The organism is Methylobacterium sp. Leaf87 (assembly GCF_001422775.1).
GTDB lineage: Bacteria > Pseudomonadota > Alphaproteobacteria > Rhizobiales > Beijerinckiaceae > Methylobacterium.
Genome location: NZ_LMMI01000060.1, coordinates 137,540 through 153,488, shown reverse-complemented (window position 1 = coordinate 153,488; position 15,949 = coordinate 137,540). Strand labels below are relative to the sequence as shown.

Below are 15,949 nucleotides of genomic sequence, written 5' to 3'. Positions count from 1 at the left end.
GTCTTCGACGCAAGACCGGTGACCACTTTCGCGAAACCTGCCGAGGGTCCGGCCGTCCCCTGGACCGTGGCGTCGGGATCAGACGTCCTCGGCACTGGCGAGTTGCCGTTCGATCCAGTCCTGCGCCACGTCGAGATCGGCGAAGGTGGGCGGGTTCGCATGCTCGACGCGACCGAAACCGGCCTCCAGGAACCACCGGCCCGCCTGATCGCCATGCTGCGCGCACAGCTGCACCAGGATCGCGACGAGGAAACCGTCGTCGAAGACGAGGCGGCTCTCGCTGTCGGAACTCCCCGTCGCAACCTGCACGGGCTGGAAGAGGAGACTCATGCGGCGGCACGACCGTCCAGGTGCAGGTACGCGGACCGGAACTCCGCAAGCTGCTTCAACCGATCGAAGTTCAGGATCTTCAGGGACCGACCCCTCATTTCGATGAGGCCGCGCCGGCGGAGTTCCTGCAAGCTGCGATTGGCGTGAACGATCGTGATGCCGGCGGTGTCGGCCAGCTCCGACTGCGTAATCGGCAGACCGTAACTTTCGTCATGGACGAACCCGACCACTTTCATGCGCAGGTAGAGCTCGCAGAACAGGTGCGCCAGCCGCTCCAGGGCGGACCGGCGGCCGACGTTCAACAGCCATTCGCGCAGGGTCGCCTCGTCCACGAGGGTCGTCATGCGCATCGCCCGCGCGAGTTGCGGATGGTTGCGCATCAGCTCGGCGATGAGGTCCGGCGCGATATGAACCACCCGGCACCCGGACAGGGTGCTGATGGTGTGATCCATCGCGCTCAAGAGCGCCGCGTCCAGGTCGCAGAAATCCCCCGGGAGCAGGTAGGCCAGAATCTGGCGCGCCCCGTCCCTGCGCTGTTTGTAGCGGCAGGCCATGCCGTCCATGATCAGGAACACGCCCCTGGGGGTATCGCCTTCCCGGATCAGGTCCGTCCGCGGTCCGACGATGCGCGGAGCGGCGCTGATCCGTTCCAGGATCGCCCGGTCCGCCTCCGAGAGCGCGACGAAGCCCTCGAGCTTGCGCACGAGGGGATTGCCCCTTGTCTCCGCCGGCCGGGCGAACCCGACGGGCAGGGCCTCGATCCGCGCCGACGGAGGCGGCAGGAACGCCAACTCGTCCAGGAGGGCGATCAGATCCTCCGGGAACGCCGGCTTGCAGATCCAGGGCACGCCCTGAAAGCCGATGGCCTGGGGCTCGTTCGGCAGCAGGCTCGAGTGGACGAGGCAGGGAATGCCACGGTGGCGCAACTCCTGCCCGAGGGCGGTGCAGACGCCGTCCTTGAGTTCGACGTCCACGACGGCGAGGACGGGACTTTCGCGCTCCAGGGCATCCAAGGCGTCGAGGGCCGTCGCGTAGGGACCGATCACACGGTAGCCCGCCTGCACCAAAGCGTCGCCGAGGTCCACGCCGACCAGGGCGTTGGCTTCGGCAAGCAGCACGAGGGGCTGCTGTGCGGTGAGATGCATTCAAGGCTCCAGAATTTGTGGCACTTGAACGCCACGGGCGCGGGCAAGGCTGGATGCCCCAGCTATAGGCAGCTTTTATGCCGCACGAAAGTCTACTCTCACGTCCGGTGCGCTATCGAACCTCCACAATATCTGGGTATAACCCCGATTTATTCGTCAATAACTTATGTTAATTCGTTTTTATTCTCCAAAAATCCGTATTATCACTTGTCAGAGACGATCCTATCTTCTTCCCATCGTCCGCATACGGATCAGAGCGCGGGCGCTTGGGAGACAGCGCGCGCTCTTGCTCCGAGGTGGAGACGAGGGCTCATGACTCACGGTCGACACTGCGATGCCCACAATCGCCTGCTGAAGGTCATGCCGCCCGAGGATTTCGCCCGCCTCCGACCGCACCTGGAGCCGGTGGATCTCCTGACGGGACAGATCCTGCTCGCTCCGAACGCGCGGACCGAACACATCCATTTCATCGAGACCGGCATCGCGTCCATCACCGCCGAGGGGGCCAACGGCCGGGTCGAAGTCGGGATCATTGGGCGGGAGGGTGCGGTGGGCATCACCCCGGTGCTGCTCGGCTCCGATCGGATCCCGCACAACCACTTCATCCAGATGCCGGGCAGTGCCCTGCAAATCCGAACCGATGCCCTCACCGCCGCGGTGGAGGAGAGCCCGACACTGCGCAAGCTGCTCCTGCGCTACGTTCTGACCGAGATGATCCAGGTGCGGCAGACGGCCTTCATCAACGCCACCCATGAGATCGAAGCGCGCCTCGCGCGCTGGCTGCTGATGTGCCACGACCGGGTGGACGGCGACGAGATCCTGCTCAAGCACGATTTCCTGTCGATGATGCTCGGCGTGCGACGCTCGGGCGTGACCCTGGCGATGCAGCAGCTCGAAGGGGCCGGCCGCATCCGAGCCAGACGCGGGCGCATCACCGTGGTGAACCGCGAACTCCTGGAGGAGATGGCGGATGGCGGCTATGGCACGCCCGAGGCCGAGTATGCCCGCCTGATCGAGGGGGCCTGAGATGCCGCGCTACTTCTTCCACCTCCGGTACGGGCGCGGGACCGAAAAACTGGCCGTCGACCCCGAGGGCGATGAGCTCGCCGACGACGAGGCGGCCCGCCGGCACGCCCTGCAATGCGCCCGCGACCTGGTCGCCGGGTCCCCCTCCTTCGCGGTGCGCGACTGGTTCGCCTGCTCGTTCGAGATCGAGGACGAGCGGGCGCGGCGGGTTCTGATGGTGCCGTTCGGCGACATCGTCCCGGAGGAGGACGACGAGGACCGGACGGGCTGACCCCGCGCGCTCGGCGTCGGTGCCGGCAGTCGGTGCCAGGACATGACCTGTATCAGCCACATGAGTGGATCCCCCATGAAGACCAAGCGGCTGAACGGCTCCGCGATTCCCCGGGACCGGGCACCGGACAGTACGCTGTCGCTTCTCTCCGAAGGCTATGCCTTTATCCCGAACCGTTGCCGACGGTACGGATCGGATGTGTTCGCGGCCCGGCTCATGTTGAGTCCCGTGATCTGCATGTCCGGCCGGGAGGCGGCGTCGCACTTCTACGACGGCGATCGCTTCACCCGACGACACGCGCTGCCGCCGACCACCTTCGCGCTGATCCAGGACCATGGGAGCGTGATGGTCCTCGACGGCGACGCCCATCGCCACCGCAAGGAGATGTTCCTGTCGCTCGTCGGGCCGGACGCCCTCCGGCGCTTCTCCGACCTGCTTGCCGAGCATTGGCGCCGCGCCGTGCTGCGCTGGGCGACGATGGACAGCGTGGTGCTCCTCGACGAGGCGCACCGCGTCATCACGGCCACGGTGTGCGCGTGGGTGGGCCTCGCCCTGCCCCCGGACGAGATCGAGGCACGGGCGGCCGAGTTCGGCGCCATGGTCGCCGGCACGGGGGCGATCGGACCGCGCAACTGGCGGGGGCATCTCCTTCGCGCCCGCACCGAGCGCTGGGCCCGGCGCATGATCGAAGACATCCGGAGCGGTCGCCGCGACGTGCCCCCGGGCGCCGCCCGGACCGTCGCGACCCACCGCGACGCCGATGGGCGTCGTCTCGACGTCAGGACGGCCGGCGTCGAACTCATCAACCTGCTGCGCCCGACGGTCGCGAACGCGCGCTACGTGGTGTTCGCCGCCCTGGCGCTCCACGAGAACCCGCACTGGGTCGCGGCACTCGCCGACGCGGACGCGGGCACGCGCCAGCGTTTCGCCTGGGAAGTGCGGCGCGCCTTTCCGTTCATCCCGTTCATCGGCGGGCGGGTCCGCGAGCCCTTCGCCTGGCGAGACCATGCGTTCGAAGTCGGCGACTGGGCTCTCATGGACCTCTACGGCACCAATCACGACCCGAGCCGATGGCCGACGCCGGAGCGCTTCGATCCGGACCGTTTCGGCACCGAAGCCCTCGATCCGTTCGACCTGATCTCCCATGGCGGCGGCGCGGCGATGGACGGACACCGGTGCCCCGGCGAGGGCATCACCCAGACCCTGCTGATCACGGCGGCCGGCCTGCTGGCGACGTCGATGCGCTACGAGGTCCCGCCCCAGGATCTCGGGATCGACCTCGCCGACATTCCGGCGCGCCCGAGGAGCGGCTTCGTCCTGCGCGCCGTACGCCCCGTCTGAGGCGCCGGCGCACCCCCGGTCCCGACAGGTACACCCGGTCCCGACAGATCCGCCGGTGGACCGTCGGAGGGCCGGTGCCGCCGGAGCCGTGCCGGCAGGGTCGTGGCAGGATCGGGCGCGAACGCACCGCCTTGACCCGAGCGCGTCCGGCTTCCATCGAAGCCGCATGAGCGAACCCCGGCGCGACCACCTCTGGCGGCCCTACACGCAGATGAAGACGGCGGCGCCGCCCCTGGAGGCGGTGCGAACCCACGGGACCCGCATCGTGCTCGCCGACGGGCGCGAACTCGTGGACGGCATCGCCTCGTGGTGGACCGCGGCGCACGGCTACAACCATCCCCACATCCGCGCCGCCGTCGCCGCCCAGCTGGAGGCGATGCCGCACGTGATGTTCGGCGGCCTCACCCACGCGCCGGCCGAACGCCTCGCCGCCCGCCTCGCCGCCCTGCTGCCGGGCGACCTCGACCACGTGTTCTTCACCGATTCCGGGTCGGTGGCCGTCGAAGTCGCCCTGAAGATGGCCGCCCAGATGTGGCTCAACCGGGGGGTGGAGGGGCGCACCCGCTTCCTCGCCTTCCGGGGCGGCTACCACGGCGACACGATGGGGGCGATGTCGGTGTGCGACCCCGAAGACGGCATGCACCGGCGCTTCGGCGCCTACCTGCCGGAGCAGATCTTCTGTGACCTCCCGACCGATGCCGAACGGATCGCGGCCCTCGACGCCTGCCTCGCCCGACACCGCGAAACCCTCGCGGCGGTGATCGTCGAGCCCCTGGTCCAGGGCGCCGGCGGCATGCGGATGCACGCCCCCGACGTGCTGGCCGAGGTGGCGCGCCTCGCTCGGGCCCACGGCCTGCCCCTCATCGTCGACGAGATCTTCACCGGCTTCGCCCGCACCGGCACCCTGTTCGCCTGCGAGCAGGCCGGCCTCGTGCCCGACATCCTGTGCCTGTCGAAGGCGCTCACCGGCGGCACCCTGCCGCTCGCCGCCACGGTGGCGACGGGCGCGGTGTTCGAGGCCTTCCTCTCCGACGACCCCGCCGCCGCCCTCATGCACGGGCCGACCTTCATGGCGAACCCCCTCGCCTGCGCGGCCGCCAATGCCAGCCTCGACCTGTTCGAGACCGAACCCCGCCTCGCCCAGGTCCGGACCATCGGGGCGCGCCTGGCGGCGGGCCTCGCCCCCTTGCGCGGCCGACCTGGCCTCGCCGACGTCCGGGTACTCGGGGCCATCGGGGCGGTGCAGTGGACGCAGGTGCCGGACCTCGCCGACCTGAAGCGGCGCCTCCTCGCGCGCGGCGTCTGGGTCCGCCCGTTCGGCGACATCGTCTACCTCACCCCGGCTCTCACCATCGATTCGACCGACCTCGACCGGCTCGTCGAGGCGGTCGTCGCGGTGGTGTGCGACGTGACACGGACCTGAGCGCTGCAACTCCCGGCGCGCTTTCTCGTTGGACCAGGGTCGGGAGCGGCGCACGACCCCGTGGAACGTTACGGGCCGCATCCCATGGAACGGGCGGAGGGTGCATCGTGGTGGATGAGACAACGGGCCCAGGCGACGATCGGCCGGTGATCCTTCTGGTCGAGGACGAGGCGCTGACCATCATGGACCTCGGCGACGTCCTGGAGAACGGTGGCTACGAGACGGTGCAATGCGCCTCCGCCGAGCGGGCGCTCGGCATCCTCAAGGCCCGGCCCGACATCTGCGGCCTGGTCACCGACGTGGAATTGTCGGGCAAAACCAACGGGTTCGAGCTTGCCAACGCGGTCGCGGCAGCGCGTCCGCAACTGCCCATCGTCATCGTCTCGGGACGGGCCGCGCCGGACCCCGAGCGGATGCCGCCGGGCGCCCGCTTCATCGCCCGACCGTGCTCCGGCGAAGACATCCTCAGTCAGCTCAAGGGGTTACTCCCCTGCTGAGCCGGCTGCCCCGAGACGGTTCCGCCACCAACTCAGGGTGTCGTCGAGGCCGGTCTCAAGGGTGAAGCGCGGCCGGAACCCGACCTCTCCGGAAAGGCGCGCAACGGCGGCTTCGATCGCGGCCGGCTCGGACGGACCCAGCGTCCGGGCCCCGTAACGCACGAGATCGAACCGGCCGGTGCGGGTGGCCAGACCATCGAGAAGGGTCCGCACCGGGACCGCTTCCCCCGAGCCGATATTGACGGCCCCCGTCACCGGACCGTCGAGAAGCGCGGCCAAAGCGCCCGCCGCATCAACGACATGCAGGAAATCACGGCGCTGGTGGCCCGGCGAGGTGGGGAACTCTGCACCCGTCAGGAGGGCGTGGGCGGCGTCGGAGACGAGGCGGCCGCGCCGCTCGCCGGGACCGTAGAGGTAGAACAGGCGTCCCCACGCGAAGGACAGACCGACGCTCTCGGCGTAGGCCGCGAGTATTCTCCGGGTCCCATCCTTGGCGGCCCCGTAGAGGGTCGCGGGGCGGCAAGGGCTCGTCGCCTCGTCGAAGCGGGGATCGCCCCAGGTGTACTCGGCGCAGGTGCCGACGCCGACGAAGCGACGCCCGCCAATGTCGTGAAAGCTTCGGGCGAGGTCGAGGCTGGCTGCGACCCAGTCGAGGTTGCTCGGCGACGTCCAGTATCGACCGGGTTCGGCGTCCCAGGCCAGATGCAGGAGGTGGCTCGGCGCCACGTCGGCGAGGAGGGCCCGCCGCTCGGCCGCGTCGAGCAGGTCGGCCGCATGAACCACGGCCCCCGGAATGGGACTGCGCGCCACGGCGTGGACCTCGAACCCGCGCGCCGCCAGGGCCGGCAGCGCGTGCTGCCCGACGAAGCCGGACGCGCCGGTGACGAGGACCTTCACGCGCTCCAGTCCGGATAGGCGAGATCGCGCTCGGCGATCACCGTGACGGGCTCGGGCCAGGTCACGTCGAGGGCCGGGTCGTTCCAGCGCAGGCCTCGGGCGCTTCCGGCGACGTAGGCGCGGTCGATCATGTAGAGCACCTCGGCCGCGTCGGTCAGGGCCTGGAAACCGTGGGCGAAGCCGGCCGGGATGTAGAGGGCGCAACGGTTGCCCGCCGTCAAATCGGCGGCGAAGCTCTTGAGATAGCTCGGAGAATCCTGCCGCAGATCGACGATGACATCGCGGATGGCGCCCCCCGTGCAGCGCACGAGCTTGGTCTCGGCGTGGGGCGGAACCGAGAAGTGCATCCCCCGGACGGTGCCGCGCCGGGCGTTGAACGACACGCTCGACTGCGCGAAGCCCCCCACGAGACCCCGGGCGGCGAACTCGTCCGTGCAGGTGGTGCGGGCGAAGAACCCGCGATCGTCGGCGATGGGTTCGGGCCACACGCGGTAGGCCCCGGCCAGCGGCGTTTCCTCGAACCGCATGGCGTCAGGTCACGGTCAGGTGCGGGATCGCCGTGACAAAGCGGCCGCCCCAATCGCGGATGGCGGCCATCTCGCGGGCGATCTCGTCCTTGAGGTTCCAGGGCAAGATCAGGACGTAGTCCGGCCGTAGCGCCAGCAGGTCTTCCGGCGAGACCACGGGAATCCGGCTGCCGGGCAGCAGGGTGCCCTGCTTGTGCGGGGACCGGTCGGCCACCGCTGCCACGAGTTCGGGGCCGATGCCGCAGTAGTTGAGGAAGGTGTTGCCCTTGGCCGCCGCCCCGTAGGCGCAGACCTTCGCGCCCTTCAGGCGCAGATCCGCCAGGAATGTGAGCGTCGCGCATTTGATCGCCACCACGTCCTCGGCGAAGGCCGCATAGCCGTCCGCTGCGAACAGGCCACCGTCGCGCTCGGCCGCCCGCACGCGCTCGACCGCCGGGGCGGTCGGGTGAGCGGCCCCGGCATGGCAGAAGAACACCCTGAGGGAGCCGCCATGGGTCGGCAGTTCCTCGACGTCGAACACCCGCAGGCCGTGTCGCTCCAGGATGCCCGAGACGACGCCGAGGGAGAGGTACGAAAAGTGCTCGTGGTAGATGGTGTCGAACTGGCGCTCCTCGATCATCCGCAGGAGGTGCGGGAACTCGAAGGTGCCGGCGCCCTCCGCTTTCAGCAGGATGCGGAACCCCTCCACGAAATCGTGGATATCGGGCACGTGGGCGAGAACGTTGTTGGCCGCCGTGAGATCGGCGGAATGACCCTGCGCCACGAGGCGCCGGGCGGTCTCGGCGCCGAAGAACGCGACCTCGGTCGGCACGCCGCGCGAGACGGCGACCTTGGCGACATTGGCCGCCGGCTCGACGCCGAGCGCTGGGATGCCGCGCGCGACGGCGTATTGCAGGAGGTAGCCGTCGTTGCTCGCCACCTCCACGACCTTGCTGTCGGGTCCGAGGCCGAAGCGCGCCTGCATGCGAGCGACATAGGCCTCGGCATGCGCCAGCCAGCCCGCGGAAAAGCCCGAGAAGTAGGCGTAATCCGAGAAAATCGCCTCCGGCGTCTCGAACGCTTCGAGCTGCACGAGGAAGCAGACGTCGCACACGAAGGCGTGGAGCGGGTGGAACATCTCGCCCCTTCCGGCACGGTCTGCCGGCACGTAGGCGTTGGCCAGCGGCGACAGGCCGAGATCGGCCACGGTGCGGGAGAGAGGCGCGCCGCAGGCGCGGCAGGCGGGTCGGGTCACGGTGCTCACGCTCCCAGGGTCTCGTAGGCGCCGATCTGCGCCAGGGTGAGGTCGAGGGCCGAAGCCCCCTGCGCCTGGGCCCGGTGCCAGGCCGTGGTCCAGGCGAGCGCCGCGTCGAGGCGCAGGCGCCGGTCCCATCCGAGATAGGCGCGTGCCTTGGAGGCATCGACCTTGAGGAAGGTCGCCTCGTGCGGGTGGGTCTTCTCCGAGAGATGCCACGCGGCGCCCTCGCCCCATTCCCGCGCCAGGGTCTCGACGATGGACGACACAGGGCGGCAATCCTCGTCGGCCGGGCCGAAATTCCAGGCCTCGGCGACGGCCGCGCCGTCTTGCGCGCACAGGGCTTCGGCGAGGCGCAGGTAGCCGCTCAGGGGTTCGAGGACGTGCTGCCACGGCCGGGTGGCGTGGGGCGCGCGGATCTCGACGGAGCGGCCTTCCAGGAAGGCCTGCACGATGTCGGGGATCAACCGGTCCTCGGACCAGTCGCCGCCGCCGATGACGTTGCCGGCCCGGGCGGTCGCCACGCGGCAATCCCGCTCGGCGAGGAACGAGGCGCGGTAGGCGCTCGTGACCAGCTCGGCGCAGGCCTTGGAGCTGCTGTAGGGGTCGTGGCCGCCGAGCGCCTCGGTCTCGCGGTAGCCGTAGGGCCATTCGCGGTTGGCGTAGGCTTTGTCGCTCGTCACCACCACCACGGCGCGCACGGACGGAGTGGTGCGCACGGCCTCCAGCACGTGGGCGGTGCCCATCACGTTGGTGGCGTAGGTGGCGAGGGGATCGCGGTAGGACGGACGCACCAGCGCCTGGGCGGCCATGTGGATCACGATCTCGGGGCGCGTGGCCGCGAGGGCGTCGCGCACGGTGTCGGCGGACCGGATGTCGCCGAGCCGGGAATCCATCCGCCCGGAGAGGCCCGCGAGGTCGAACAGGTTCGGGCTCGTCTCGGGCGGCAGGGCGAGGCCGCTCACCCGCGCGCCGAGGCGCTCGAGCCACAGGCTCAGCCATGCGCCCTTGAAGCCCGTGTGCCCGGTGACGAGCACCGAGCGTCCGGCCCAGAAGGCGGGGTCGGGGTTGCGGGCGCCCGCGTTCGGCGGCGTATGGATAGGAGTCTGCAAGCCGTCGTGTCTCCGGATCGCGCCTCCCTACACCGGGACGGCGCCGGTGTCAGTTCGCGCCTACCAGCACTTCCACGGCGCGTGGCCCCCGGCCCAGAGGGCCTCGAGGTGGTTCTTGTCGCGCAGGGTGTCCATCGCCTGCCAGAAGCCCGTGTGGACATAGGCCGAGAGTTGCCCGTCATGGGCGAGGCGCTCCAGGGGCTCGGCCTCCCAGACGGTGGAATCACCGGCGATGTGATCGAGGACGCGCGGCGACAGCACGAAGAAGCCGCCGTTGATGGTCGCCCCGTCGCCCGCCGGCTTTTCGCGAAAACTCCGAACCACACCATCGTCGAGTTCGAGGGCGCCGAAGCGGCCCGGTGGCGTCACCGCCGTGAGGGTGGCCAGACGCCCGTGGGACTTGTGGAAGGCGGCGAGCGCCGTGAGGTCGACATCGGCGACGCCGTCGCCGTAGGTCATGAAGAAGTCGTCGTCGCCCAGATACTCGCGCACCCGCTTGAGGCGCCCGCCCGTCATGGTGGTCTCGCCGGTCTCGATGAGGGAGACGCGCCAGTCCTCGGCGGCGCTGCGGTGGAAATCGACATGGCCCGCCCCGACGTCGATGGTGACGTCGGAGAGATGCAGGCGGTAGTTCAGGAAGAACTCCTTGATGACGTAGCCCTTGTAGCCGAGGCAGATCACGAACTCGCGCACGCCGTGGGCGGCGAAGATCTGCATGATGTGCCACAGGATCGGGCGTCCGCCGATCTCCAGCATGGGTTTGGGCCGCGTCACGGTCTCTTCCGACAGGCGCGTCCCGAGACCGCCCGCGAGGATCACTGCCTTCATGGTTTCCCGCGTCCGCCCTCGTTCCGCGGCCCACGATTAGTCGAGGGGGGCTTACCCGTCCAGGCAAGTCGGACGCGGGCGGAAACCGTGGCTCGTGTCACATCGGCGTCACGACTCCCCTGGCAGATGCCGGTTCGGCGGTGGACGCGTCTGGAAACCCCGGCGCCCGACCGCCGATTGCGCGCTATGATGTGAAGAGGACGCGGCAATGCAGGCGGCTGACGAGCGAACGGAGGCGGTCCTGGACCGCGCGCCATCCCCCGCCGGCCTCTCTCCTTCCCTTCACCTCCCCAAGGCTACCGAGCGGACCATGAGCAAGTCGGACAAGCGCATCCGCCCGCCGGGTTCGAAGAACGGCCCCGAAAAGACCGCGCCCGGGTCCAAAAGCGTCCCTGGATCCAAAAGCGTCCCTGGATCCAAAAGCGTCCCTGGATCCAAGAGCGTCCCTGGATCCAAGAGTGTCGGCTGGGCCCTGGTCCAGGCGGCCCGACTTCACCGTTCTCGGGTCGGCGACCGGCTGGCGGCCCTCGATCTGTTCGCGGGCCAGGAGCAGGTGGTCCAGGCACTCGCGGCCTCCGGCACCATGACCATGGGCGACTTGGCCGCCACCCTCCGGGTGCGCCCGCCGACGGCGTCGAAGACGATTTCGCGCCTCGCTGCCCTCGGCTTCGTCGAGCGGCGGGCCGAGGCTGGCGACGGGCGGATCGTACGTGTCCGGCTGACCGAGATGGGGCTTGCCAAGGCCGAGGCCATCGAGCGGATCGGAGACGAGGTCGAAGCGGAGCTGCTCGCCGGGTTCGACGGCAAGGAGCGCCGCCGCTTGCGCAAGCTCCTGCGCAAGGCCGCGCGCAATCTCGCCGAAATCTCCGGCGCCCTCGGCCACGAGGTCGAAGGCGACGCAGAGATCGACGAGGACGAGGCGGACGCCGACGCGATCGCCCCGGCGCTCTGAGAGGGGCTCCACTCGATCAAAGCGGAGCCCGGATCGGCAGGCCCGCGCGACGCCCGCATCCGCCATTCCGAAGGGATCGAACGGATTTGGTCCGAGCCGCCCTACTGCATCGCGTCCTGCGCCAGGCGATACGCACGCCCGTGCTCGCGGTACCCCTCGACGACGCGGGTCATCATCGCGCGCTTGTCCTCGTCGAGGGGGCCTAGAACCCGGGCAGGTCGGCCGCCCCAGAGGTGGCCGCCCTCCAGCAATTGGCCCGGCTCGGTGGTGGCACCGGCCGCCAGGAGCACGTCGTCGGCCACCACGGTGCCGGGCGCGACGACGCAGCCGATCCCGATCAGGCTACGGGCGCCGATGCGGCAATCGGCGAGCCGCACGTTGTGGCCGATGGTGGTGTCGCGGCCGATGACGACGCCTTCGGATCGGGCACGGATCACCGTGTTGTCCTGAATATTGGTGTCGGCGCCGACCACGATGGCACCGCCCTCGGCCTGCAGATCGCACGAGAAGAACACGCTCGACCCAGCCCCCAGAGCAATGCGGCCGCGCAGGCGGGCCGTGCGGGCGACGAACACGCTCGCCTCGATCTCGGGGGTGTCGGCCTCGGGCAGAGGAGGAAGGTCGCCGGACGCCTCGCGCAGACGCTCGGCCCGTTCGGCGATCTCCGGCAGGGAGATGGGGCGGAGAGGCTTGGCCGGGCTCCCCGCATAGGCAAACCCCGCCGCAAGATGCGCGCGCGGGAACACCGTCGCGCCGGCCTCGATGAGCACGCCGTCCTCTACCGTGGCCCCGTCGAGGACGATGACGTCGTCCTCGATCACAACGTCCGAGCCGACCGTACAGGCATGCACCACGGCATTGCGGCCCACGGTGACCCGGTCGCCGACGACGGTCGCGTAGGTGTTGGTGGCGATGTGGACGGTGGAGCGGTGGCCGAGCCAGAAGCGTTCACCGACGGTCACCACCTGGCCGTCGGCACGAATCACGCTGTCGTCCCCGAGCCAGGCCTGCGCCCCGAGGGTGGCGGTGCCGATCACCGTACTGCCGCGTCCGCACCAGACCGGACGGGCGGAGAAGACCGGGAGGACCCCGTCATGGGGCAGGATCAGGTCGGGGGTCACGCGGACGGTCTCCTTCGAAGCCCGGTGGCGCGGACCGGGACGAGGGGCATATAGGTCCTTTGGGACCGGGCGGACATGCCCGGCCACGAAGCGGCGGATAAGGGCGTTCGGGACACGGGTCGCGTGACGCGCGGGCTTTAGCAAGCTCCTGTCGCCGCGCCTCGATCAACCGTCATGCCGCAGCGAGCTTCCATGACTGCACAGATCCCCGACGTCAGCATCCAGGCCGAGCCCTTCGACGTGGCGCACGAGATCGCGGTTCTGACCCGCGACCTCCACGGCCGGGCCGGGGCCATCGTGACCTTCACCGGCCTGTGCCGCGACGAGGACGGGCGCCTCGCAGGCCTCGAACTCGAACATTACCCCGGCATGGCCGAGGCGGAGATCGGCCGGGTGGTCGAGGCCGCCCGCGCCCGCTGGCCGCTCCAGGCGGTTCGGGTGATCCACCGCCACGGCCTCGTGGCGCCGGGCGGCGGCATTGTCCTCGTAGTGGCGGCCGCCGGTCATCGGATCGCGGCCTTCGAGGCGGCGAGCTTTCTCATGGACTACCTCAAGACGCAGGCGCCGTTCTGGAAGCGCGAGCACCTCGTCGGCGGCGCAATCGGCGGCTGGGTCGAGGCGACGCAGGCCGACGACGCCGCCGCCGCGCGATGGGCCTGAACCGGTTTTTGTCGCAGAACCGGAACCCGCTTTCGCGCGGCCTGCTCTGAGCATCCACAGGCAACCCGACGGATGGACCTTGTGCCCGCCGGCCCCGCATGCGCCGGGTTGCGCCCGATCCGAAGGAGTTCACCCGATTTCCATGCCCAGCCTCAGGCCCGATTCCCAAGCGGCTCCCCAGGGTGCCGGCCCGCAGCCGCGGGGCTGGTCTCATGCCGTCTCGGGCATCGCCATCGTGGCGTTCGCCGCCTTTCTGGCGCTGGCCTGGAGTGCGGTCTCGACCCTGTTCCTCGTCTTCGCCGGCATCCTGCTCGGGGTGTTCCTCGATGGGCTCACGCAGCTCCTCGGCAAGGTAATGCCCGCCGGCCGCGGCCTGCGCCTCAGCCTCGTCAGTCTCGCGCTCGCGGGCTTGAGCCTGGCGATGATCGCGTTCGGCGGCGCCACGGTGATGCAGCAGGGCCGCGAACTCGGTCAGACCGTGGCCTCGCAGGCCGGCACCGTGCGCGATCGTCTCAAGGATTACGGCATCGACGTGCCGGGCCTCTCCGCACCCAAGAAGGCGCCGGAGGGACAGGCCGCGCCTGAGGGCGACAAGGATTCCACCGAACCGAAGGGCCAGAAGACCGGTGGCCTCGCCGGCCTCGCCTCGGGTGCGATGGAGAGTCCGGGCTCGATCCTCTCCGATGCCGGCAGCGTCCTCGGTCCCGCGGCCAGTGTGGTGATCGCCCTGTTCAGCGCCCTGGGCAACGTCCTGGTCATCGTGTTCCTCGGCCTCTCGTGCGCCGCCGATCCGGCGGCCTACCGCGACGGGGCCGTGCGCTTCGTGCCGCCCCGCCACCGGGAACGGGCCAGGGCCCTCCTCGACGGCATGGGCGAGACCCTACGGCACTGGCTGTTCGGCCAGCTCATCACCATGGCGGTGATCTTCCTGTGCACCTGGGCGGGCCTGAGCTTCCTCGGGATCGGGGGCGCGCTGATCCTCGGACTCCAGGCCGGCCTCCTCGCCTTCATCCCGACCATCGGGCCGCTCATCGCGGGCGTGGTGATCGTGCTGGCGGCCCTGGCTTCGGGCCTCACGGCTCTGCTCGGCGCCGTCGGCGTCTACCTCGCCGTGCAGACCCTGGAGAGCTACGGCCTGACGCCGTACATCCAGAAGCGGGCGCTGGACATCCCGCCCGCCACCATCTTCGCCGGGCAGCTCATCCTCGGCGTGCTGTTCGGCCTGTGGGGCATCGCGCTCGCCCTGCCCCTCATGGCGGTGATCAAGGTGCTGCTCGCCCAGCTCTACATCGAGGACACCCTGCACGAGGACGCCGAGGCCTGAGCCGGGCGAGCGTCCTCGCCGGGGCAAGCCGCCTGCTGGCCAAACCTCGCGATCACTCCGCGTCCTCGGCGTCCGACAGGGGGTGGAGGTCGCGGACCATCCCCTTCAGGCGCTCGTCGAGGACGTGGGTGTAGATCTGGGTCGTGGCGATGTCGGCGTGCCCGAGGAGTTCCTGCACGATGCGCAGGTCCGCGCCGTTCTGCAGGAGGTGACTGGCGAAGGCGTGGCGCAGGACGTGCGGGCTGACCCGGTCTGAACGCAGTCCGGCGAGGGTGGCGACGTTCTTGAGGTCGCGCGCGAAGGCCTGCCGGGTCAGGTGGCCGCTCTCGCTGTCGGCGGGAAACAACCACGTGCCCCCGGGAGCAAGGTGGGCAAGGTGGTCGCGCATGGCGCCCCGCGCCATGTCGGTCAGCGGGACCAGACGCTCGCGCCCGCCCTTGCCCTTGACCACGAGGTAGCGTTCCCGCGTCGATCCCGCCGCACGCGGCAGGGCGATGAGTTCGGAAACGCGCAGGCCCGTGGCGTACAGGAGTTCGATGAGGCACAGCATCCGCCGGCTCCGCCCCGTCCCGTCCGCCTCGGCCAGATTTCGGGCCGTGGCCAGAAGGGTATCGACCTCGGAGACCGACAGCACCTTGGGCAGCGTCCGGCCCTTGCGGGGTGCGGCCACGGGCGCGCTCGGGTCGCCTTCGGCGAAGCCTTCCGCGTAGAGAAACCGGTGAAAGCCCCGGATGCAGGACAGCCGCCGCGCGGCGGACGCCGCGGACAATCCCCGCGTCTCCAGATCCGCCATGTAGGTCCGCACGGGGCCGGCCTCGAGGCGGACGGGATCGTGCCCGTCCCGTGCCAGGGCGGCGATGTAATCGATGAGGTCGCGGCGGTAAGCGCTCACGGTGTTGGCCGCCGCCCCACGCTCGGCGGCGAGCATGTCGAGGTAGCCCTGGATCAGCGCCTCGCCCGACGGGTCTTCCGGCGAGGACTCTTCCGGGGATGACGCCGCGCTCACCGGCCCGGCGGCTGGAGCTTCGAGGCGGGGATCGTCACGCTCATCTCGCGCGGTGTCGGCACCACCAGAGTCGCCAGGGCGAACAGGCCCGCAAAGGCGAGCCCACCCAGGATGGCGAGGGTGGCGAGGAAACGGAACAGGGTCGGCACTCGGACGAACCTCGGTCGCGGGGCGTGAGGGGAAATGCGGCGCGGAGTGCGCAATGAAAGTCATCGGTTGCACCATGCAGGACGCGCCGTGGCAATGACTTCCCGG

General features: G+C 70.0%; 17 protein-coding genes and 1 pseudogene. 8 read left to right on the top strand and 10 right to left on the bottom strand.

The features are described from left to right. Positions 1-78 precede the first annotated feature (78 nt). Positions 79-330, bottom strand: a complete 252-nt coding sequence (locus ASF22_RS21550) for a hypothetical protein (RefSeq protein WP_056268145.1) — start codon at positions 328-330, stop codon at positions 79-81. Next, positions 327-1,475: a helix-turn-helix domain-containing protein gene (locus ASF22_RS21545; protein ID WP_056176808.1), complete on the bottom strand. Its 1,149-nt coding sequence runs from the start codon at positions 1,473-1,475 to the stop codon at positions 327-329. Before ASF22_RS21545 ends, ASF22_RS21550 begins: the two co-directional genes overlap by 4 nt. A gap of 312 nt (positions 1,476-1,787) precedes the next feature. On the opposite strand from ASF22_RS21545, the gene ASF22_RS21540 reads away from it, so the two are divergent. From ASF22_RS21540 to ASF22_RS21520, 5 genes are all read left to right on the top strand, one after another. Continuing rightward, positions 1,788-2,501 carry a Crp/Fnr family transcriptional regulator gene (locus ASF22_RS21540; RefSeq protein WP_056176805.1) on the top strand — a complete coding sequence of 238 codons (714 nt, stop codon included), beginning with the start codon at positions 1,788-1,790 and terminating at the stop codon, positions 2,499-2,501. A 1-nt stretch (position 2,502) separates the two neighbouring features. Beyond that, the gene (locus ASF22_RS21535) at positions 2,503-2,772 is read left to right on the top strand and encodes a hypothetical protein (protein WP_056176802.1); all 270 of its coding nucleotides are present in this window, start codon (positions 2,503-2,505) and stop codon (positions 2,770-2,772) included. 75 nt (positions 2,773-2,847) lie between these two features. Further along, complete coding sequence (locus tag ASF22_RS21530; protein WP_056268142.1) at positions 2,848-4,113, top strand: cytochrome P450; 1,266 nt, start codon at positions 2,848-2,850, stop codon at positions 4,111-4,113. A 166-nt stretch (positions 4,114-4,279) separates the two neighbouring features. Further along, positions 4,280-5,536 (top strand): adenosylmethionine--8-amino-7-oxononanoate transaminase, encoded by a 1,257-nt coding sequence (locus tag ASF22_RS21525; protein ID WP_056268139.1) that lies wholly within the window; start codon positions 4,280-4,282, stop codon positions 5,534-5,536. 104 nt (positions 5,537-5,640) lie between these two features. Continuing rightward, on the top strand, positions 5,641-6,033 hold the full coding sequence (locus ASF22_RS21520) for a response regulator (protein WP_056268281.1): 393 nt from the start codon (positions 5,641-5,643) through the stop codon (positions 6,031-6,033). Here ASF22_RS21520 and ASF22_RS21515 read toward each other — a convergent pair. From ASF22_RS21515 to rfbF, 5 genes are read right to left on the bottom strand one after another with little or no spacing between them, the layout of a single operon-like run. Next, positions 6,019-6,930, bottom strand: a complete 912-nt coding sequence (locus ASF22_RS21515) for an NAD(P)-dependent oxidoreductase (protein WP_056268136.1) — start codon at positions 6,928-6,930, stop codon at positions 6,019-6,021. The genes ASF22_RS21520 and ASF22_RS21515 overlap by 15 nt on opposite strands. Then, on the bottom strand, positions 6,927-7,457 hold the full coding sequence (locus ASF22_RS21510; RefSeq protein WP_056268132.1) for a dTDP-4-dehydrorhamnose 3,5-epimerase family protein: 531 nt from the start codon (positions 7,455-7,457) through the stop codon (positions 6,927-6,929). Before ASF22_RS21510 ends, ASF22_RS21515 begins: the two co-directional genes overlap by 4 nt. Positions 7,458-7,461: 4 nt before the next feature. Beyond that, positions 7,462-8,691 (bottom strand): class I SAM-dependent methyltransferase, encoded by a 1,230-nt coding sequence (locus tag ASF22_RS21505; RefSeq protein ID WP_056268278.1) that lies wholly within the window; start codon positions 8,689-8,691, stop codon positions 7,462-7,464. Between the two features lie 5 nt (positions 8,692-8,696). Further along, positions 8,697-9,803: a CDP-glucose 4,6-dehydratase gene (gene rfbG / locus ASF22_RS21500; RefSeq protein ID WP_244474375.1), complete on the bottom strand. Its 1,107-nt coding sequence runs from the start codon at positions 9,801-9,803 to the stop codon at positions 8,697-8,699. A 60-nt stretch (positions 9,804-9,863) separates the two neighbouring features. Next, the gene (gene rfbF, locus ASF22_RS21495; protein WP_056176789.1) at positions 9,864-10,631 is read right to left on the bottom strand and encodes a glucose-1-phosphate cytidylyltransferase; all 768 of its coding nucleotides are present in this window, start codon (positions 10,629-10,631) and stop codon (positions 9,864-9,866) included. Between the two features lie 445 nt (positions 10,632-11,076). On the opposite strand from rfbF, the pseudogene ASF22_RS21490 reads away from it, so the two are divergent. Then, positions 11,077-11,583 (top strand): annotated as a pseudogene (locus ASF22_RS21490) (MarR family transcriptional regulator); the annotation flags it as partial. A 101-nt stretch (positions 11,584-11,684) separates the two neighbouring features. On the opposite strand, the gene ASF22_RS21485 reads toward ASF22_RS21490, so the two are convergent. After that, positions 11,685-12,704 (bottom strand): gamma carbonic anhydrase family protein, encoded by a 1,020-nt coding sequence (locus ASF22_RS21485; RefSeq protein ID WP_056268125.1) that lies wholly within the window; start codon positions 12,702-12,704, stop codon positions 11,685-11,687. A 192-nt stretch (positions 12,705-12,896) separates the two neighbouring features. On the opposite strand from ASF22_RS21485, the gene ASF22_RS21480 reads away from it, so the two are divergent. Both ASF22_RS21480 and ASF22_RS21475 read left to right on the top strand, forming a co-directional pair. Then, positions 12,897-13,364: a molybdenum cofactor biosynthesis protein MoaE gene (locus ASF22_RS21480; RefSeq protein WP_056176780.1), complete on the top strand. Its 468-nt coding sequence runs from the start codon at positions 12,897-12,899 to the stop codon at positions 13,362-13,364. Between the two features lie 142 nt (positions 13,365-13,506). Beyond that, positions 13,507-14,688 carry an AI-2E family transporter gene (locus ASF22_RS21475; RefSeq protein WP_056268122.1) on the top strand — a complete coding sequence of 394 codons (1,182 nt, stop codon included), beginning with the start codon at positions 13,507-13,509 and terminating at the stop codon, positions 14,686-14,688. A gap of 52 nt (positions 14,689-14,740) precedes the next feature. On the opposite strand, the gene ASF22_RS21470 is transcribed toward ASF22_RS21475, so the two are convergent. Then, a complete protein-coding gene (locus ASF22_RS21470) occupies positions 14,741-15,637 on the bottom strand; it encodes a site-specific tyrosine recombinase XerD (RefSeq protein ID WP_056268272.1) in 897 nt (298 codons plus the stop codon). 53 nt (positions 15,638-15,690) lie between these two features. Continuing rightward, positions 15,691-15,843, bottom strand: coding sequence for a hypothetical protein (locus ASF22_RS25120; RefSeq protein ID WP_056089629.1), 153 nt, complete (start codon positions 15,841-15,843; stop codon positions 15,691-15,693). Between the last annotated feature and the right edge of the window lie 106 nt (positions 15,844-15,949).